The organism is Neobacillus dielmonensis (assembly GCF_000612665.1).
GTDB lineage: Bacteria > Bacillota > Bacilli > Bacillales > Cytobacillaceae > Neobacillus > Neobacillus dielmonensis.
In genome coordinates, this window is sequence record NZ_HG942081.1 from 20,752 (window position 1) to 41,133 (window position 20,382).

The window sequence follows — 20,382 nt, forward strand, 5'->3', positions numbered from 1 at the left end:
TTATTTGTAAAAAATGGTCGAATGGTGAGAATTTTTTAGTAAAATAGAAGGGTAATGTGTTAAGAAGGGTAGGAGTTGATGACGATGGAGAAGGAAGTTTGGAAATGGGTGCTTGAGAATTTTTCGGATGAGGCGATTGCGAATATTGGCCACAATCTTGGAATTAAGGTGCCAGGCTTTAGGCAGATTAATCACCAGCAGAAAAAGTTTAAGCTTTTGAGGCCGAAGCTAATTCAAGAGGCGGTGCACCCGAAAAATTCAGCCATGCTTAAAGATTTCTTTAATAAGATCGCCGAAGGTGCAGACGGTTTAGCGGAGTGGCGAGATAAATCCACAGATGAATTGCTTGAGAGTATTGGAGTAGAAATTCCACCCTCGATGCTGTTTAGTGTCTTAATGTCGAGCGAAATTGAAGAAGATATTAAAAGAGGTCAGGAAATTTTTATAAAACTTAAAGAGGAAGAAAAATTAACCATTCTTGAACGTCAGGCAGAAGAAAAAAGGGAAGAGGCAGAAAAAAATTCTGAGCAGGAATACGAACAACTGAAACAACTTCAAGAGGAAGTACATCAGTTTCAGCAGAAGATTTCGAATCTTGAGAAGAAAGTGAAAAAGTCCGAACGAAAGAACGAAGATCTCAAGGAAAAAGCAACAGTAGCCCAAGTAGGTTTTGAGCAAGAAAAGAAGCAATGGAGAGAAGAAAAAAAGTCCTTATCGCAAGAAATGCAAGCGCTTAAGGAGGAATATGGGAAAGTAAAAAACAAGCTGGCTGATGTCGCTCCTGAACTGGAAACGTTAAAGAATAAAATGGATCACCAAGCTGTTTTGCTCAAACGTAAGGATGATGAAATTGCTAGATTAAATGCGCTACTGCTCAAACTAAAAACCGAACAAGATAGACCGATAAAAGAAAAAAACAACGATTATGAGCAGCAGCAACTAGCAACATCATCAGAACAAGAGGCCATCCCGGTCGCAGTAATAGGGGACCCGATGAACACTCGGGTGCAGAAATATAAAAGATATGATTTAACCATCATTGAAGCATCCGAAATCCATGATGAAAGAACAAACGAGACGCTCCAACAAGTGGAGCAAATTTGGTTATTAACCTATAAAACGCCAAGAGGCATTCAAAAGCGAGTAAAGTCTCTTGTAAAAGAAAAGCCAATCCAAGAGTTTGCCACGTTTATAGATTTAGAGAATTACATGATGAAGGGGTAGAAAAAATGAATAAGTCATGGAATATAGATTTAGTCGGGGAACTGGCTGATGAGGAATATGTACTGAATACGATAGATAAACAAGCGGTGTATATAAATAGCCAGAATGCCATTCAGTTTTATGTGAGAATTATTTCGAAGGTTCCAGACAGCTTCCCAAATATAAACCTAGTCATTTGTTACGCCACTGACCTCGAAAAATGGGGCTTTGAAGACAATTACCATGCCCACCCGATTGATCGAATCAGGGCGTTAAAGCATTTTCTTCGGGATAATTTGGTGGTATTTAAGCCCCAGCGAAAGGTTCTTTTTGACCATACAGAAGTGTATGTCGGACGGGAAATAACCTTGCTTCCAAAATCGGAAAGCTACAATGAAAAAATTAAATTAATCCCGATTCCGGTGTTTAGCAAGGAAGAGCATGGCCATTCTTATCCTGAGTTTGTGGAAAAACTTCGCAACCGGAAATATGTCGGTAGAATTGAGGCCATTTCCAACGAACCCAATGATACTCCGGAATATATCCTATGGCAAAACGATGAAGTTGAATTTGTGATTTTTGGGGAGTTCACCGGGCACAATTATGCCCATGGGGGGTTTACCTTCACCACTAAAAAGGCAATAAAATCAGCTCCTTTCCAATCAGATTGGTTAGATGATAGTTACGAAAACGAACATATCATGTTTGTCCCGGAAGAAATTTACATGTATATTTCCGGTAGCATTTCTGCAGCCAATGCTATGTACCCTCAAGCAGACCTGCCAAAGGATACAAAGGAAGCGCTAGGGCAAACTGCAGTGGGAGTTGCTGTTTCGGATACATCTTCGCCGGCAGTGAAAAAAAATCACCCAACGCCAAACTTAGAAATCGTTCCAGATCGGGAATATGAAGGGCAGCTTCAAAGCGAAAGTGAGGTAACGGAAGAAAAATTAATGGAGAGATTTGTTCAAGTTACCCGGGAACAAGGGTTACTTTATGAGCAAAAGGATTTATACAATTTCCATACTGCAATGAAGTCTTCCAATCTAGTGATTTTGGCTGGAATGAGCGGAACCGGCAAATCAAAATTGGTCCAGGCCTATGGAAAGGCCCTTGGATTGTATGATAATTACCAAATGACGTTTATTCCAGTTCGTCCCTCATGGACCGATGATGCTGATTTGATTGGCTATGCCGATACCTTGCATATGGTTTACCGTCCAGGTGATTCGGGTATCATCAATGCCTTGCTAAGCGCTAAAGATAACAAGAAGAAACTTCATATTATCTGCTTGGATGAAATGAACCTTGCTAAAATCGAACACTATTTTTCGCAGTTTCTTTCTGTGTTGGAAATGGAATCGGGACCACGAAGGGTATTAAGGCTTTATAATGAGGAACTTGAAAATAGACTATATAACTCTGCCCAGTACCCGCCTGTCATTCCAATCGGCGACAACGTCATTTTTGTCGGAACCGTGAATTTGGACGAATCCACTTATCATTTTTCAGATAAAGTTTTAGATCGTGCCAATGTCATTTCCTTATCTATTCTTCCATTCGGCACCCTAAGGACCTTAACAGAAGAGGCTCAAAACGCAGTGGAGGAAAAGCGAAACCCTGTCAAAAGAGAATCGATTACCTTTGATTTATACGACAGCTTTCGGAATAATAGCCAAGAAATTCAGATGAATGAACAGGAACTATCGGTTCTTTGGGAAATCCACGAGGAATTGCAGAAAATTAATAAAAATTTAGGAGTCGGCCCACGAGTTGTTCGGCAAATCGATATGTATTTGAAGAACCTGCCTAACACGCCTATTTTTACTAGACAAGATGCGTTTGACTTGCAGGTCGTCCAGCGAATTTTGACAAAAGTCAGAGGACCGGAAGAACAGTTGAAAAGTTTCCTTGGCACCTATGATAGAAGGACAGAAAACATTAACGACAGTACCCTGGTGGATATTCTCGACCGCTATGAAGAGGTATCAGATTTTTATGAAACAAGAAATGTGCTGACCCAGAAGACGAAAGAGTTGAAAATAAATGGCTATACCCTCTAGTGGATTTGAAGTCATTTTCTTGCAAAAACGCGGGGATCAGACAGTATCGATACCAGTTGAAAGATTTTTCACCAATGAGTTTGATTTTTATGAAAAACGCGAAGAAGTCTACACAGAAATTAAAGAAAATATCGGGGCAGGACTGATTTTCCAATCCGTGCAGGATGAGGCAAGATTGTTTTTGGATGGATTGGAGACACTTCCGGGACGGATGTTGAAAATCGACCCTGTCGCGGGGGAAGTGTATCTTTCACCCTCAGAGAAGCCGGTCACATTATTTGATCATACGCAAGAATTCTATCCCCTCATTCCCGGTTTCTATCGGCTTGAGATCCATATGGAGGGGCACCGCTATTATAGTTGGGTAAAAGTCGCTCCGAAGCAGCTGGATGAAACCCAATTGCAAACCATGAAGGAAGAGGTTGAAAAAGAGTGGAGTGGACTGGCCCGGGATATGATTTTTCATACAACCGGTTTGCATGCCGGGTTGGAAGGAATCCCCCAGGGACTCCTGAAGCAGTTTATGATTATAAACAATCACTTTTCCTCCACACTGGCAGCTCTTAGCGATTTATACAGGAAGGTAAACTATCAAATTAGGAAGGATTATCGATTATCATCAAGGGATAAATACTTGGCAATAGATGAGAAAACGATTCGGCATATCGTCAGTCACCCCGAGGATGAACATGTTTTGCTAACACCTGTCAGCGTCGTAAACTATGATTTGCCTGAGAACCGTCTTTTGAAAAAAATTATTGAATCGGTATCGCATACACTCAGAAATTTCAATGATGCGGTAGAAAAAGTCGAAAAACATAATAGTAACAGCAATCCGCCTCGAACTGCTGCAGAAAAAGAGAAGGCAGAACAGACAGTAAACATGCTCGGTGAGGAAGCTAGAAAAATCAGAGGGGCAATTCAATGGGTTCAAACAGCACCTTGGTATTCAGAGGTAGGCGAGTACCAAGCAACAGCCCATTTCCATGTGATGAACAGTGACCCCAGATACCGTGCACTAAATCAACTGTTTAGGGAAATGCAAAGTGAACAATCCCGGCAAAACGATCAAAACTACTCCTATCAATGGAAGCGGACGGACAAACTTTATGAAATCTGGGGATACATCCAATTCATCAAAACGCTAGCAAGGGATGAGTTAGGGTTTACTCCTGAGTCGGGGTGGATTTACAGTGTGAATCCAGCTGAAGACGGCGGGCTGGTCCCTGAACTACCTGCCAATACAGAAGTGGTGTTCCGGAAAGACAATATACGGATTTCATTAGTTTATGAAGCGCTGTTACCGACACAAAGCAAGTTAACCACTAGAGAAAGCCCATTATATACCCGTGGTACCCACACTTGTCCGGATGGCCGGCTTGATGTGTTTATGGATGAAATCTTTATCGGAACGATTATCTTTGATTTTAAGTATCGGCCTAGGAGTGCCATTTGGGATCAAACCAAAATCCAAAGCAACCAGCAGACCGGTGTAATGATGCAGTTGGTCAGCTATGGTGACAATCCCCATTCTCCTTATTTGTACGGAGCAAGAGGGGATCATTTGTTCAGTCATAATAGTCCCGTTCAGGAAGTATGGGCGATATACCCAAACCGTTACGGCACAGCCAATACACATGAATACCCGGATCACAAATTAAGTTTAATAGGACTTACTCCAGGAGGAGAGAATACTCATTTTGCTGAGAGGCTAAAGGCCTCGCTGGAGCGGATTTTTGAAAAAGGCAGCATGATTTTGGACTTGCTAGGGAAAATGGGAGTCTAGATCGAAGAATGTGAAAAAAGTACGAATAAACAGTGAGCGCTTCGGCCAGTAAAACGGCCAAAGCGTTTTTTTGTACCTTGCTTCCTTAAGATATCCCCTGCTGCAAAAACCTGCGGTACCTCCCCAAATTTCTGCGGTTGCTTTCCAAATCTGTGCGGTTAAGAAAAAAGCCGAAAGCCGTACAATGAAATCAGCAAATAAAACAGTGAAAACATCTCAATGAGAATCTTACCAATAAGCTCAAGAACATTTAAACAATACTCCGGGAGGTTGGAAAAATGAGTAAGCAAAAAAAGAAAGGCAAGAAAAAGGTCGTCATGTGGACGATGGCAGGCATAATCACAGTAATGGTAGGAACGGGTTTTATTTTTACCCCAAAAGGTGCGAATGATTACAATCGAGAAAAAGCAGAAATCGCTGATATTACCACCTACTATAGTTTCTCAGGCACCGTAGAAGCGAAAAACAGGAAGACTCTCATGACTGAAGAAGCAATGCAAATTAAGGAAGTAAAAATAAAGCCAGGTGATCAAGTAAAAGAAGGCGATGTACTAATCGTTACCAAAATGAATAAAAAAATAAAAGCCACAATGGACGGGGAAATAACGAAAGTCTATGCGGAGAAAAATGCCCAGTTAATAGCAGGGGCACAGCTAATCGATATCGTCAATTATTCCGCATTACAAACAACCGTTAAGGTCGACGAGTATGATCTACAGTATCTAAACGCAGGTCAAGAGGTGAATGTCGTTATTAACGCGCTTGAAAAAGATATAAAAGGCACAGTCGCCTCCATCTCTAAAGAAGCGGTAAACGAAAATGGGGTTTCTTATTTTACCGCCACGATCGACCTTGCTCAAGATGATGCTATTAAAGTGGGGATGAGTACAGAAGCAAAAATATTGAAACAAGACGCTAAAGGAATTACCACTCTGCCCATGAAGGCTATTCAATTTGATAGTAAAAATAAGCCTTATGTCCTCATTCCATCTGAAAAAGGAATGCCAGCCAAAAAGTATGTAGAAACAGGGATTAGTGATGGCACCATCGTCGAAATAAAGAACGGAATCGATGCAGGGGATGAAATTATGGTTTCAACAGAAGAGGACGACGGTTCTGAAGCAGCTATGATGCAGGGAGGGATGTAATAATGAGTGAACAAATTCTTAATATGACCGGCATAATCAAAACATACCAAATGGGTGATGACGACCAGGTTGTCTTAGATAATATCAGTTTGACGGTTTATAGGGGAGATTTTGTCGCCATACTTGGGCCCTCCGGTTCGGGAAAGTCAACGTTAATGAATATGATTGGCTGTCTCGACACACCTACTAGGGGCCAATACATCTTATCGCAACAAAAGGTCGATGAACTGGACGAATCGGAACTGGCATCGATTCGGAATAAGGAGGTTGGGTTTGTTTTTCAACAATTCCAACTCCTCCCCAGACTAAGTGCCATTCAGAATGTCGAACTTCCGCTAGTCTATGCGGGAGTACCGGAAAAAACCCGAAAAAATAGGGCATGGAAAATATTGGAAAGAGTGGGTCTTGGCGAAAAGATACACCATCGGCCTAACCAGCTTTCTGGCGGCCAGCAGCAGCGGGTCGCCATTGCTAGGGCAATGGTAACAGAGCCAACGATTTTATTAGCTGACGAACCCACCGGTGCACTCGATCAAAGGACCGGTCAGCAAATCATGCAACTGTTCCATGAGCTTCATGAAGAAGGAAAAACGATTATCATGATCACACATGACGTGGAAATTGCCAAAAACGCCAGCCGGATTGTTCATATTTTAGATGGCAAACTAAGAGAGGAGTTTGCACATGTTTAAGGAAAATCTAAAGATGTCTTGGAGGAACTTAATCCATAATAAAATGCGTTCTTTCTTAACTATGTTGGGGATTGTGATTGGCGTTTCCTCCATTATTGCGTTAATTACGATCGTCCAGGCGACGATGAATGGGATGACCAGCGAGTTTTCTTCCTTTGGGACAGATAAAATAACCGTTCAAGCCACGGGAACACCGCTGAAACAAGGATTGATCGATAGCGATATCCAAAAGTTATCGGAAATTGACGATGTTGCTGGCGTTTCCCCAACGCTCACTGGCAACACCACCGTGGTTTACAACGGGAGTGAAAAAAAGGGTGTATCAGTTCAAGGTAAAAATGATGTGTACTTTTCAAAAACAGAGGACCTCATTGAAACAGGAAGGGGGCTAAATAGATTGGATATTGAGAACGAAAACAAGGTGTGCCTCATTGGTTCCAATATTGCAGAGGAATTATTTTGGGGAGAAGACCCGATTGGCGAACACCTTCAAATTGCGGGGATTTCCTACACGGTGACCGGAACTTTAAAGGAGTCGAGCAGCTTTTCGGGTGCTTCCAATAACGATGCCGTCATTATTCCTTATACCACTGCAACGGCCATCCTAGGATCAGGTTATATGAATAGCGTAGACGTTTATATGAATGATTCCAATAAATCGGAGAAAATAACGAGCGATATCGAAACCGTATTAAACCAGTCCTTCAACTACAAAGAAGACAGTTTTACCATCATTAATATGGAAGATATGCTTTCTTCCATTAACAAGATTACGACTATGCTGTCGTATATGCTTGGAGGCATAGCTTCCATTTCCTTAGTGGTAGGCGGCATTGGAATCATGAATATGATGCTGGTTTCCGTCACAGAAAGAACGACGGAAATCGGATTAAGGAAGGCTCTTGGAGCAGAACCCAAAAGAATTCAGCAGCAGTTTTTGCTAGAGGCCGTATTCTTATCCCTATTTGGCGGTACCATTGGGTTATTGTTAGGAGCACTGATTGCTTTAGTTGTGTGTACGCTAATTGGTTCCACTTTTGCTTTGTCAGTTTCTACTGTCCTATTGGCCTTTGGATTTTCTGCAGGGATTGGCATCATCTTTGGAATTGCTCCGGCCAGAAAAGCTTCCAAACTGAATCCAATTGATGCGTTAAGAAGCGTATAATAGCCGAATACTATGGTAGGATAGACCAAGAATTAGCAGAGTTTTAGCCTTAAAAAGGGATTAATAAAAAACAGGAGCAGCCCTCTTCACTGAATGGGTGCTGTTTCTGTTTTGCTGTGTTTGCAATCAGAACAAATGGTATATTTTAAGAGAAGTAGGTTTTTATTTTTCCCATCATGCTGATTTTATTAACTCCGTTGATTGGAGCGGAAGGCACGCGGCTGCATCGGAAATCAACAGACAAATTTAACAGAGCCTTCTTTTTAAAATTTGGAGGAAAGATTATACTATAAAGGGAACCTAAGGAACATCATTAGCTGCCAGGTTAAGACAGTACACAAATTCGGCTATTAGTGAATCTGTCTTACATAGCAAATATTTTTTATGGAGGGAATTGTCCTATGTTTACATCAGTGGCTGAATTTATTGAAGAATGGAACCAAGAAGCTGTTTCAACTCAAAACGTATTAGATGCACTTACAAATGAATCTTTGCATCAACAGGTATCATCGGAGGATCGTACGTTAGGGAGAATTGCCTGGCATATCGTAACCTCTACACCAGGAATGCTGATGGAGTTTGGTGTCGAGGTTTCTCCTGTAGAAAACTCGGAAACGGTTCCGGCTGCAGCCAAAGAGATTGCAGGCACTTTTAGACGGGTGGCCTCCGATGCGGCCCATGCGGTGAAAGAACAGTGGACAGACGAAACACTAAATGAGATTGTCAATGCGTTTGGAATGTCTATGCCAAGGTCAGCCACTCTTTCCCTGCTGATCAAACACATCATCCACCATCGCGGCCAAATGACCGTCCTCATGCGCCAGGCGGGAATCAGAGTGCCAGGAGTATACGGACCGGCCAGAGAAGAATGGTCGCAAATCGGTATGAATGCACCATCCGTTTAAAATTAGTTCCAGCAAAAATTTGAAGCAACGTCATAACAAGATCCTCCCTTGAGCATCGAGGGGGGATTAAAAGTGAATTATTTTTTCTTAACAACCATTTTTAGAAGATTAGTTGCATATGAATCGGCAATCTCTTCATCTGTATTTGGTCCATTCTGATTGTACCATTGTTGAATATAATTAATGGCACCCAGAATTATCATCCTCACCATTTTAGGATCAACGTTTTCAAACACTTGTTTTTCCATACCCTCTTTTATGATCTTATCAAAATAATGGGCATAATTTCTTCTGGCATCAAGAACTTCCTTCAACTGTTCATCGGTAAATTTTTGATAGGGTCTATCCATAATCATAAACATCGATTTTTCACTAATGGATAGAAGAATGTGGGCCTTAATGGCACTCTCTAGCTTTTCAATGGGATTATCATCACTATTGACAACTTCCTCAATTTTTTCAAGACTCAATTCCATAATCATCTGGTGACAATGATATAGAATGTCATCTTTATTTTTAAAATAATAATACATGGATCCTTTAGTCATCAATAACTGGGCTGCAATTTCTTCCATTGTAGTGCCATGATACCCTTTTTCAGCAAGGACTGCTGCGGCTGAACGAAGGATTTCCTGCTTTTTCTTAGCAATTTTTTGTTCCCGAAACGAGGCCATATGAATCACTCCCATACCTTAAAGATGGTAGACAATGGAGATTAATCATTAAATAAAAGTTTATATTTTTACTATTAGTTTAAATAGTAGGGTAATAATTCTGAAAAATCAACCTATTTTAATATTATCCTTAACTCTAAGCAACAGAAGAATGATTCTACATGTCAAAACTAAACTTAGATTTAAAAAATAAATGAATTGTAAAATTTTCCAAAAATTGTTATTATTTTAATTAATGGAACCGCTTTCAAATAGAAACTAGATCATGCTTATGACCCTAAAAATGGAGGATGATGAAATGGACTTTGCGTACACAGAATCAGAGTTAGCGTTTCAACAAGAGCTAAGAGCTTGGTTGGAGGAAAACCTGCCTGAAGGATGGCTGGAGGGGAAACGGGTCGTTCCCGAGAACGAAGACCAAAAAGCGGTATTTTTGCGAGATTGGCAGAGGAAATTGGCAGAAGGAGGCTGGGCCGGAATCTCATGGCCTAAGGAGTATGGGGGCAGGGGTGCAACTCTGATGGAGGAAGTCATCTACGAGGAGGAAATGGCCAGGGTAAAAGCACCGCCAGTGTTAAATATTATTGGTACAGCCATGGTGGGCCCAACTATACTGCAAATTGGAACCGACTACCAAAAGGAACGATATATCCCGAAAATCTTAAATGGTGAAGAAATCTGGTGTCAAGGCTATTCGGAACCGAATGCCGGATCCGACCTCGCAGCTATTCAAACAAGAGCGGTTAAAAAAGGGGATAAATGGGTTATTAACGGGCAAAAGATTTGGACCAGCTATGCACATTTGGCGGACCGCTGTTTTTTACTAGCACGGACTGAAAATACTGGAAAGAAACATGAAGGAATTACCGCTTTTCTCGTTGATATGCATCAGGAAGGGGTGGAAACACGGACAATCCGTTCGATCAATGATCGCCGTGATTTTAATGAAATGTTCTTTAATGATGCCATCGCCTATGATGAGGATATTGTTGGCGAGGTCAACCAAGGCTGGAAAACTTCTTTAACCTTACTCAGCCATGAACGAGTGGGTGTGGCCAGACAAACATTCAGGCTGCAAAAGCAATTTGAAGAGTTAGTCGAATTGGCCCAATTATTGAAAAAGAATGGGCGCCCGCTCGCTGCTGACCCGCTTGTTCGGCAAAATCTGGCCATTTTCCGGGCAAAAACAAAAGCCCTCTTGTTCAATTATTATCGCCACTTGACGAATACTATCCGTGCTGGACGTCCGGGTCCAGAAGGTTCGATGGATAAACTGGCTTCAAGTGAACTCGGGCAGGAAATGCTGGCATATGCGATGTCTCTTCAAGGTGCTGCAGGTACTTTATGGAAGGAAGATGCCTTCGTCGACCAAAATTGGCAGCAAGAATATCTTCGTTCTTTTGCTTACACCATTGAGGGTGGAACATCTGAAATCCAAAAGAATATCGTGGCAGAACGGATTTTGGGTTTACCAAAGGATATCAAATATTAATAGTTTAAGAGAATAAAAAACAATGATTGAGGTGGTTTTATGGATTTCGCATTAAATGAAGAACAATTAATGTTTCAGGAAACGACCCGGCAATTTTTAGAATCGAAAGGGGATTTGACACTACCTCGAGATTATATGAATGGAAATAAGCAGGTGCTTGAGGATCTATGGAATGGTTTAGGCAGCCTTGGTTTTATGGGGATTAATATTTCGGAAACCTATGGGGGATTAGGTCTAGGCGCTTTATCCCTTGTTCCAATTTTGGAAGAAATGGGCCGTTCGGTTGTGCCAGGTCCTTATCCTGAAACAGTGGCTTTTACTGCACCCCTATTGGAAGCTTACGGTTCAGTGGAACAAAAGCAGAAGTATTTGCCTGAAATTGCCGCAGGACATCGCAAGTTTTCACTGGCACTACTAGAAGAAAACGGCGAGCTTTCTCCTGCTGATATCCAGCTAAAGGCTGAACAACGCGGGAATGACTATATACTACAAGGCAAGAAATTACTCGTTCCGTATGCGGACATCGTGGATACACTGATTGTTCCTGTGCGAACAGGCGGGACCTCCCAGGGGGAATATGGAATCTCCTTGATTCTGGTAGATTGCAAGCAACCAAACATATCCAAACAGGAACTGCGGAGCATGGATGAAACTCGAAAACTGTTCAATGTCGAATTTCATGATGTTGCGGTTCCGAGTACACAGCTGTTAGGAGCTGAAAATGAAGGCTGGGCCATTTTGGATCAGGGGTTGAATTATGTAAATGCTGCGTTTGCTTCCACGATGGTGGGAGGAATCGAGCGTGTTGTGGAAATGTCAACCGAGTATGCCAAGACCCGACAACAATTCGGGCAGCCAATCGGGCGCTTTCAAGCAGTCAAACACCGCATTGTCGATATGAAGCTGGCGCTGGAAAGCTCCCGCTCACTGTCCTATTACGCCTCGTGGGCAGCGGAAAACAATGCTGAAGAGTTAGCGGAGGCTGTGTCAATGGCCCGCTCTTTTATCTCTGAAGCCTATATTAAAGCTGCTGGGGCCAATATTCAGAATCATGGTGGAATGGGGTTTACCTGGGAATTTGATTGCCACCTGTTCCTAAAGCGGGCGCGTTCACTAGGAAATCATCTTGGATCACCTGAATATCATCGTGAAAAAGTCGCTAAGGAATTGGGATGGTCCGATGTTGTTCCTGAAATGATGATGTTATAAAAAAGTTGGAAAAAAAGTAATTGCAAGAAAGGTGAGCCTACCAGATGGTTGCTTGCCTTTTTTTCGAATCTCTTCCCAATTTAATTGAATTAAATAATAGGGGGAAAAACAAATGTATGGAAAAACGGTCATTATTACGGGTGGAGGCAGCGGTATTGGGAAAGCAATGGCTCAGAAGTTTGCCAGTAAGGGGGCGAATGTCGTCATCACTGGCAGGAATGCTGAACGTCTAAAGAGTGCAAAACAAGAAATTGAAACATTTGACGGACAGGTTTTGGACTTTCAAATGGATGTAAGAATACCAGAAAATGTTCAAGCGATGGTAGATGCTGCAAAAGAAGGTTTCGGAAAAATAGATGCACTAGTTAATAATGCTGCCGGCAATTTTATCTGTGCTGCTGAAGACCTCTCTCATAATGGCTGGAATGCTGTCATTAATATTGACTTAAATGGCACTTGGTATTGTACACAGGCAGTAGGAAAAGAATGGATTGCTAATAAACAAAGAGGCAGCATTCTTAACATTGTTGCTACTTTTGCTTGGGGAGCTGCGCCCGGCAATGTTCATGCTGCAAGTGCAAAAGCAGGGATTTTGGCCATGACAAGGACCCTCGCTGTGGAATGGGGGAGCAAATATGGGATCAGAGCAAATGCAATAGCACCGGGTCCCATTGAAAATACTGAAGGAGTCGCTAGACTGATTGACTCTGGAGATGGTTATCAAAAGGCCATTAATCAAGTACCTCTTAAACGTTTTGGTAAGGTAGAAGAGATTGCGAATCTTGCCTACTTTTTAATATCACCTGAAGCCGAGTATATCAATGGTGAATGTGTCACAATGGATGGTGCAAGATGGTTGAATAATTCTGGTTTAAAAGAAGTATAAAATTTCAATTAACATTCAAATTTTGACTTCCAAGTAGACACCAATAATAAAAGAATATATAATTATGTAATAATATGGTTTTTATGTAAAAAAATTACTTCGTTGCTGAGCATCCGAAAATATGAAACAGTAATTTTCGCATTTACTTCAACGATTCCCTACATACCTATTACCTACAAGCTTTTCCACGCTTACTTCGAGTCTATCAAATCAATAACAATCTCTATCCATTATTTTTTTAGTACTTTTACGATTCTTTTATTGTTTTTTAAGGGGATGTGTCTAATCCGTTCAAATTAGAATGAAAAGGCTTTCAATTTATAGTGTTAACGATAAGGAGTGGAGGACATTGACAACTACAAGCTTACAGATGTCGCGTCAGTTGCTAGTAAGTGAATTAATAAGACGGGCAGCCCACAAAACACCTAATCAAGTGGCATTCATTTACGGTAATAGAAGAATTACATATCTTGAACTGGAAAACAGGATACTACAGCTAGCTGGCTGGCTACAGCAGCAGAATATGCAAATCGGTGATAAAGTCGGGATTATCTTTAAAAATAACCTGGCCTTTGTTGAAGTTATGTTTGGGACCGCAGCTGCCGGATGTGTCAATGTTCCTATCAACTTCAGACTGTCACCGCAGCAAACATAGCTGCGTTTACCACTGTTTTTTGTGTGACAGAACCTGAGGAACCCAACCGCCATAAAAGAGCGTCGATGATTATTGTCCCGACCAATACACCTGGTTGCGAGATTGTTAGAGTTGTTCCAACAATGGACTGTGAAATCCGTTTAACAAATGTCAGGGTCCCAAAAGAAAACTTATTAGGCTCAAGGGGAGAAGGCTTTGTGATCGCCCAAAAAAAGCTGGGGCCCGGAAGAATCTATCATTGCATGAGGTGGCTGGGCCAAGCTCAGAGAGCATTCGATCTAATGTGTAATCGGACCTTGACCCGATATGCCCATGGCTCCCTTTTATCTGATAAGCAAATGATTCAGAAGTTTATCGCCGATTCCGCAACTGAGATCCAATCTGCGCGACTGATGACCCTTGAGGCAGCAAGAAAAATTGACAGGGGAGAAGACGCCCGAATTGATATCGCGATGATAAAAGTTTATGGGGCAAAGGTTCTTCATGATGTGATTGACCGAGCGATTCAGGTACATGGTGCATTAGGGGTTACCGCTGATACACCGTTAGAAAAAATGTATCGGGAAGCAAGATACGCCAGAATTTATGCAGGACCAGATGAAGTTCATACTGCTACCATCGCCCGCCGTATCTTACGAAAATATCAACAAGGGGATAGCTGGGATCCCGCCAATTTTTAAATCAAAAATCGGGAAAAGTAAGGATTATTTTAGTGGGAATTCTGAGGTGATCAAAAGTGCAAACGGTTCATTATGAAACGTTAAAAACGATAGTCAAAGATAGAATCCTGACCATTACCCTGTGCCGGGAAAATTTAAATGCTTTTAATCAACAAATGCTAAACGAACTCCTTCAAGTGTTGGATGAGGCAGATAATAATGATGATGTTAGGACCATTATTATCACAGGGGAAGGTAAGGCATTTTGCGCAGGAGCCGATTTAGGAAGTGGCACCAGCACATTTACAGATAAAGAAACGCCAATCGAGGAATATCGGGATGGTGGCGGAATTTTAAGTCTGCGAATCTATGAATTAAAGAAACCGATCATTGCAGCCATAAATGGGCCTGCCGTTGGAATCGGGGCAACGATGACTCTGCCGATGGATATCCGTATTGCCTCATCTGCAGCTAAAATCGGATTTGTTTTTAGCAGGCGCGGGATTACTCCGGAAGCATGCAGCGGCTGGTTTTTGCCTAGAGTGGTGGGTATCGGCAAAGCAACTGAGCTTGTGTTGACAGGAAAGATCATTTCTGCTGACGAGGCATTAACAATGGGTTTGGTCAACCAGGTGGTGGCTCCTGAAGAACTACTGGGAGCAGCGGAGACAATTGCAAAGGAAATTGCCGAAAATACATCTGCTATTTCTGTCACTTTATCGCGGCAATTAATGTGGCGAATGCTGGGTGCCGATCATCCATATGAATCTCATAAAATCGAATCGAAAATGATCCATTGGACCGGCCAGCAAGCGGATGTAAAAGAGGGTATTACGGCATTCTTTGAAAAAAGAAAACCAAACTTCCCCATGAACGTCAGCACTGACCTTCCGAGCTTTTATCCATGGTGGAAAACCAATAAAGAAGGAGAATCATAATGGACTATCAAGCTATTTTAGTTGAAAAAATTGGACGGATTGCTGTGATAACCTTTAATCGGCCGGAGGCGATGAATGCTGTTAACAGCCGTCTTTGGCTAGAAACCGGTACGGCGTTAAAGGAGTTTAATGAGGACCCTGACCTTTGGGTGGCAATCTTAACCGGTGCCGGCGACCGAGCCTTTTCAGCCGGTGCTGACTTAAAGGAAATAGGTTCTGGGGGTTTTTCGACAACAGACGAAATGAAAGAATGGGGCTTTGCGGGTATTGTGAGTCATCATATTTCAAAGCCTGTCATCGCCGCTGTAAACGGATTCGCTCTTGGCGGCGGTACAGAGATTGCCTTGGCATGCGATTTAATTGTTGCCTCCGAGAGAGCATCGTTCGGACTGCCTGAAGTGAAACGCGGACTAATTGCCGGGGCAGGCGGGCTCTTGCGGTTACCAAGACAAATTCCTCTTAAAGTAGCTATGCATGCCATTCTTACGGGGAATCCGATTTCCGCGGAAGAGTCAAAGCAATGGGGACTGGTGAATGAAGTTGTCCCACATGATCAAGTCCTTAATACAGCGATTCAGCTTGCCGAGGAAATTATCTGCAACGCCCCATTAGCAATCAGAGCAAGTAAGGAAATTGTATATCGGGGCTTGGATACTTCGATTGCCTTTCCACCTGAGGCCTGGTCCATTAATCAAGATTATACCAGCCAGGTTTTTGCAAGTAATGATGCCAAAGAAGGCCCGCGGGCATTTGCTGAAAAACGGAAGCCGAACTGGACGGGACAATAATAGAATTTAAAATGAGGAGATTTTACTAATGGCTAAACCATACCTTTCAGAAGAGCATGAAATTTTTAGAAGGTCGTTCAGAAAATTCTTAGAAAAGGAAGCTTATCCTTATTTTGAAGAATGGGAAGAATCCAAGCAGGTACCTAAGTCATTTTGGAAAAAAGCAGGTGAACAAGGCTTCCTTTGCCCGTGGGTAGAGGAAAAATACGGCGGATCGGGTGCAGATTTTGGCTATTCTGTGGTCATTACCGAAGAACTGGATAAAGTTGGAGCTGGGGCTGGCGGAATTGGTCTTCATAATGACATCGTCATTCCTTATATTGGCGAATTTGCTACTGAGGAACAAAAGCAAAGATGGCTGCCCAAGGCGGTCAGTGGGGATATGATTTCGGCAATTGCGATGACCGAACCAGGAACAGGCTCCGATTTGGCTGCGGTAAAAACGACGGCTAGGAAGGACGGAAATCATTATATTATCAATGGGGAGAAAACTTTTATTACTAATGGGTACTCCGCCAACTTCGTTATTGTTGTTTGCGTGACAGACCCCAATGCAACACCCAGGCACAAAGGAATCAGCCTAATCGTGGTAGAAGAAGGAACGCCTGGTTTTAGAAAGGGGAAAAAGCTTCGCAAAATGGGGCAGCATTCCAATGATACCTCTGAACTAATTTTTGAGGATGCTGTGGTTCCTAAAGATAATTTAATTGGCGAGGAAGGAAAGGGTTTTTATTACCTGATGCAAAAATTACAGCAGGAGCGTTTGATGCTGGCGATTGGCAGCATTACTGGATGTAAACATATGCTGGAGTTGACCATTGATTATGTGAAGCAGCGGACGGCTTTTGGCAAGCCAATCAGCAAATTTCAAAACACCCAGTTTAAGATTGCGGAAATGGCCACCAAGATCAAAATTGGTGAAACTTTTGTCGACCAGTTAATCGCTGATCATATGGCCAAGAGAAATGTCGTCAACGAAGTGTCGATGGCGAAATGGTGGTTGACCGATTTGGCAAAGAGTGTGGCAAGTGACTGTATGCAGCTCCACGGAGGTTACGGTTATATGGAAGAATACGAGATTGCCAGAAGATACCGGGATGTGGCAGTGGGTTCCATTTATGCCGGCACCAATGAGATTATGAAGACGATTATTGCTAAAAACTTGGGGCTATAAAACATTGTCGGGTGAAAAAAGGGATTGGGTTGCTTAGTCCTTCAACTACTTTTATTCTAGCAATTAATTAGAAGAATGCCTTTATAGTAACGACCGAACACCCAGAAAAAAAGCCGGACTAGTTGTTAACAGCCCTAATGGTCCACCGAAATTAGGAATTACTCTTCTGCATTAAAAAAATTGTAAAGGGGGAAGTGAAGTGAATCTTTTTGAACCACTAGAACGGAATGCAAGATACCATCCAAACAAACCAGCGATCATTTTTAATGATAGGGCACACACCTATAAGGAATATAACGAACAGGTGAACCGAATTGCCAATGCCCTCATTCAATCCGGAGTTCAAAGAGGTGATAAGGTTGCCTTGATGATGAAAAATTCAGATCTATTCTGTTTTATTTATTATGGGATATTAAAAGCGGGTGGGGTAGCAGTACCTGTCAATTTCCGGCTAACCGCCAAGGAAGCCAGTTATATTTTGGACGATTCAGATTCAATAATCGTATTTGCCGACGAGGACTTGGCAGAGGTCGTTCAAAAAGCCTCTGATGGAAACGACAAAATCCAACTACAAGTTATTGTGGGTTCGAATAAAAAAGAGAATCAAATTCTCTTGTCTGAGTATCAGAGTTCCGTTACCAATAACCCTGAACGGGTGGTTTTGGAATCGGATGATGCCGAAATTCTTTACACCTCTGGAACAACCGGACAGCCTAAAGGCGTGGTTTTGGACCATCACCGCGTCCTTCATGTAGCTCTTGGAACCATTATTACCTTTAAAATGGGGCCAGAAGACCAACTGCTGCATATCGCCCCGCTATTCCATTGTGCACAGCTGAATTTATTCCTGGTCACCGGGACCTTTCTTGGATGTACCCAAATTGTTCGGCAGGACTTTCATCCGGTACAGACCTTAAAGGATATTGATCAATACAAAATCAGCCTATTTTTTGGCGTACCGACCATGTATAACTTTTTGCTGCAGGTGCCTAATCGGGAACAGTTCGATGTATCGAGCGTGAAACGGTGCGGATATGGTGCGGCACCGATGCCGACAGCCCTTTTGCAGCAATCAATGGAGTTGTTTCAAACGGACCAATTTTATAATATGTGCGGCCAAACGGAAGGCGGTCCTGGCGGGGTCTTTCTGCTCCCAGAAGAACACAAAACAAAGTTTGGTGCCTCTGGAAGAGCCTCTTATGGGACAGACGCAAGAGTGGTTGACGAAAATGGTGAGGACGTCAAACCGGGTGAGGTTGGGGAGTTTATTATCAAGTGTGAAAACATCATGAAGGGCTATTATAAAAAGCCCGAAGAGACGGCAAAAGTGCTGAGAAATGGCTGGCTCTATACCGGCGACCTCGCACAAATCGATGATGTCGGCTATATTACCTTGGTAGACAGGAAGAAAGACATGATTATCTCTGGCGGAGAAAATGTTTATTCAACCGAGGTTGAACATGTTCTTTACAAACATCCAGATATCCTGGAAGCGGCTGTCATTGGGGTTCCCCATGAAGTGTGGGGGGAAACGGTAGCGGCTGTGATTGTACCTAAGCAAGGCAAACAGATTCAACAAGAAGACTTGCAACAATTCTGCCGACAGGAGCTAGCAGGCTATAAAATTCCAAGAATCATCTATCAAACCAGCCAACTGCCACGGAATGCCTCAGGGAAAATTTTAAAATATCAATTACGAGAAAACTACAAAACTACTACAACAGTAAAATAGGTAGGATTTTTTGTTTGGAAGGGAATGAGTTAGAATGACAATGCCTTTAGAGGGGATACGCGTCTTGGATTTAACGCGGCTTTTGCCGGGGCCGTATTGTACGTTAATGTTAGCTGATTTTGGGGCTGATGTAATTAAAATTGAAGACCCCAAACTTGGTGATTACACACGCTGGGGAGAACCAAAAATTGGTGATGCTAGTGCCATGTTTCATTCCTTAAATCGCAATAAACGGAGCGTAACCCTTGATTTAAAACAAGAGGATAATAAACAGATATTTATTGAATTGGCCAAAACTGCCGATGTTCTGGTTGAGTCCTTCCGACCTGGCGTAATGGACCGCCTCGGACTTGGGTATGAGGAATTGAAAAAATATAATCCAAAGTTAATTTATTGTGCCATTACTAGCTACGGCCAATCCGGGCCTTATAAGGATATTCCGGGTCATGATATTAACTTTCTTAGTTATTCCGGATTGCTAGACTTACAGGGCGAACAAAATCGAAAACCCGTCAGTTCTTCCGTACAAATAGGAGATATTGGCGGTGGGTCCTTAATGGGTGTGATCGGAATTCTCGTTTCAATCATAGAGGCGAAAAAATCAGGTAAAGGTCAGTTTATAGACATTTCCATGTTAGATGGAGCCGTTTCCTGGATGCAAACGTTTCTGCCGGCCTATTTGGCTACAGGTGAGCTCCCAAAACGCGGGGATCTCGTATTAAACGGCCGCCTGGCCTGTTATGAGACATATGAAACGAAAGATAACCGGTTTATTTCGGTGGGGGCTCTAGAATTTAAGTTCTGGAAAAACTTTTGTCATGTGATTGGGAGAGAAGACCTCATTTCGAAACTAGAAGCACCTCCCGATCAGCAGGCATTACTTAAAAAAGAGATTCAAGCCGTGATTGCTACGGAAACATTAAATGTATGGATGGAACGATTTAATGGGATCGATGCCTGTGTAGCGCCTATCTTAACGGTAGAAGAAATGATAAATGACCCGCAAATAAGACATCGGGGAATGATAGAGGAAATTCATGACCCTGATATTGGAAGCATGAGACAAGTAGCAAACCCCATTAAACTATCAAGAACACAGGCCAAAACAGCTCGTCCGGCACCCGGACTTGGTGAACATAATGAAGAGATTTTAAGAGAATTAGGGGTACTAATTAACCCTGTGAAAGAATAAACGTTTAGAAAGCTATTAAAT

18 protein-coding genes are annotated in these 20,382 nt (G+C 42.4%); 17 read left to right on the top strand and 1 reads right to left on the bottom strand.

Annotated features, from left to right (window positions below):
* The first annotated feature begins 84 nt into the window (after window positions 1–84).
* The 7 genes from BN2425_RS19730 to BN2425_RS19760 all read left to right on the top strand — a co-directional run bounded on the left by BN2425_RS19730 (window position 85) and on the right by BN2425_RS19760 (window position 8,962).
* Entirely contained in the window at window positions 85–1,224 is a 1,140-nt protein-coding gene (locus BN2425_RS19730; protein WP_042463142.1) for a hypothetical protein, read from the top strand.
* A gap of 5 nt (window positions 1,225–1,229) precedes the next feature.
* The gene (locus BN2425_RS22645) at window positions 1,230–3,266 is read left to right on the top strand and encodes an McrB family protein (RefSeq protein ID WP_042463145.1); all 2,037 of its coding nucleotides are present in this window, start codon (window positions 1,230–1,232) and stop codon (window positions 3,264–3,266) included.
* The gene (locus BN2425_RS19740; RefSeq protein ID WP_042463147.1) at window positions 3,250–5,052 is read left to right on the top strand and encodes a DUF2357 domain-containing protein; all 1,803 of its coding nucleotides are present in this window, start codon (window positions 3,250–3,252) and stop codon (window positions 5,050–5,052) included. The genes BN2425_RS22645 and BN2425_RS19740 overlap by 17 nt, the downstream gene beginning before the upstream one ends.
* Window positions 5,053–5,330: 278 nt before the next feature.
* Window positions 5,331–6,200, top strand: coding sequence for an efflux RND transporter periplasmic adaptor subunit (locus BN2425_RS19745; protein WP_042463149.1), 870 nt, complete (start codon window positions 5,331–5,333; stop codon window positions 6,198–6,200).
* A 2-nt stretch (window positions 6,201–6,202) separates the two neighbouring features.
* Window positions 6,203–6,892: an ABC transporter ATP-binding protein gene (locus BN2425_RS19750; RefSeq protein ID WP_042463150.1), complete on the top strand. Its 690-nt coding sequence runs from the start codon at window positions 6,203–6,205 to the stop codon at window positions 6,890–6,892.
* Window positions 6,885–8,057, top strand: coding sequence for an ABC transporter permease (locus BN2425_RS19755; RefSeq protein ID WP_042463152.1), 1,173 nt, complete (start codon window positions 6,885–6,887; stop codon window positions 8,055–8,057). The genes BN2425_RS19750 and BN2425_RS19755 overlap by 8 nt, the downstream gene beginning before the upstream one ends.
* Window positions 8,058–8,458: 401 nt before the next feature.
* Window positions 8,459–8,962 carry a DinB family protein gene (locus tag BN2425_RS19760; RefSeq protein WP_042463154.1) on the top strand — a complete coding sequence of 168 codons (504 nt, stop codon included), beginning with the start codon at window positions 8,459–8,461 and terminating at the stop codon, window positions 8,960–8,962.
* 77 nt (window positions 8,963–9,039) lie between these two features.
* Here BN2425_RS19760 and BN2425_RS19765 read toward each other — a convergent pair whose 3' ends face one another.
* Window positions 9,040–9,636 (bottom strand): TetR/AcrR family transcriptional regulator, encoded by a 597-nt coding sequence (locus BN2425_RS19765; protein WP_042463157.1) that lies wholly within the window; start codon window positions 9,634–9,636, stop codon window positions 9,040–9,042.
* A 298-nt stretch (window positions 9,637–9,934) separates the two neighbouring features.
* Between BN2425_RS19765 and BN2425_RS19770 the strand changes: the two genes are divergently transcribed.
* From BN2425_RS19770 to BN2425_RS19815, 10 genes are all read left to right on the top strand, one after another.
* Entirely contained in the window at window positions 9,935–11,128 is a 1,194-nt protein-coding gene (locus tag BN2425_RS19770) for an acyl-CoA dehydrogenase family protein (RefSeq protein WP_042463160.1), read from the top strand.
* 39 nt (window positions 11,129–11,167) lie between these two features.
* A complete protein-coding gene (locus tag BN2425_RS19775) occupies window positions 11,168–12,337 on the top strand; it encodes an acyl-CoA dehydrogenase family protein (protein ID WP_042463163.1) in 1,170 nt (389 codons plus the stop codon).
* Window positions 12,338–12,449: 112 nt separating this feature from the next.
* The gene (fadH, locus tag BN2425_RS19780) at window positions 12,450–13,223 is read left to right on the top strand and encodes a 2,4-dienoyl-CoA reductase (RefSeq protein WP_042463166.1); all 774 of its coding nucleotides are present in this window, start codon (window positions 12,450–12,452) and stop codon (window positions 13,221–13,223) included.
* Between the two features lie 349 nt (window positions 13,224–13,572).
* Window positions 13,573–13,878: an AMP-binding protein gene (locus tag BN2425_RS19785; RefSeq protein WP_042463168.1), complete on the top strand. Its 306-nt coding sequence runs from the start codon at window positions 13,573–13,575 to the stop codon at window positions 13,876–13,878.
* A 197-nt stretch (window positions 13,879–14,075) separates the two neighbouring features.
* The gene (locus BN2425_RS19790) at window positions 14,076–14,558 is read left to right on the top strand and encodes an acyl-CoA dehydrogenase family protein (protein ID WP_216628814.1); all 483 of its coding nucleotides are present in this window, start codon (window positions 14,076–14,078) and stop codon (window positions 14,556–14,558) included.
* Window positions 14,559–14,614: 56 nt separating this feature from the next.
* On the top strand, window positions 14,615–15,475 hold the full coding sequence (locus tag BN2425_RS19795; protein ID WP_042463171.1) for a crotonase/enoyl-CoA hydratase family protein: 861 nt from the start codon (window positions 14,615–14,617) through the stop codon (window positions 15,473–15,475).
* Entirely contained in the window at window positions 15,475–16,263 is a 789-nt protein-coding gene (locus BN2425_RS19800) for a crotonase/enoyl-CoA hydratase family protein (RefSeq protein WP_042463174.1), read from the top strand. The genes BN2425_RS19795 and BN2425_RS19800 overlap by 1 nt, the downstream gene beginning before the upstream one ends.
* Window positions 16,264–16,291: 28 nt before the next feature.
* Window positions 16,292–17,437, top strand: coding sequence for an acyl-CoA dehydrogenase family protein (locus tag BN2425_RS19805; protein WP_042463177.1), 1,146 nt, complete (start codon window positions 16,292–16,294; stop codon window positions 17,435–17,437).
* A gap of 199 nt (window positions 17,438–17,636) precedes the next feature.
* The gene (locus BN2425_RS19810; protein WP_042463179.1) at window positions 17,637–19,169 is read left to right on the top strand and encodes a class I adenylate-forming enzyme family protein; all 1,533 of its coding nucleotides are present in this window, start codon (window positions 17,637–17,639) and stop codon (window positions 19,167–19,169) included.
* Between the two features lie 40 nt (window positions 19,170–19,209).
* On the top strand, window positions 19,210–20,361 hold the full coding sequence (locus BN2425_RS19815; RefSeq protein WP_264757825.1) for a CaiB/BaiF CoA transferase family protein: 1,152 nt from the start codon (window positions 19,210–19,212) through the stop codon (window positions 20,359–20,361).
* Window positions 20,362–20,382: the final 21 nt, after the last annotated feature.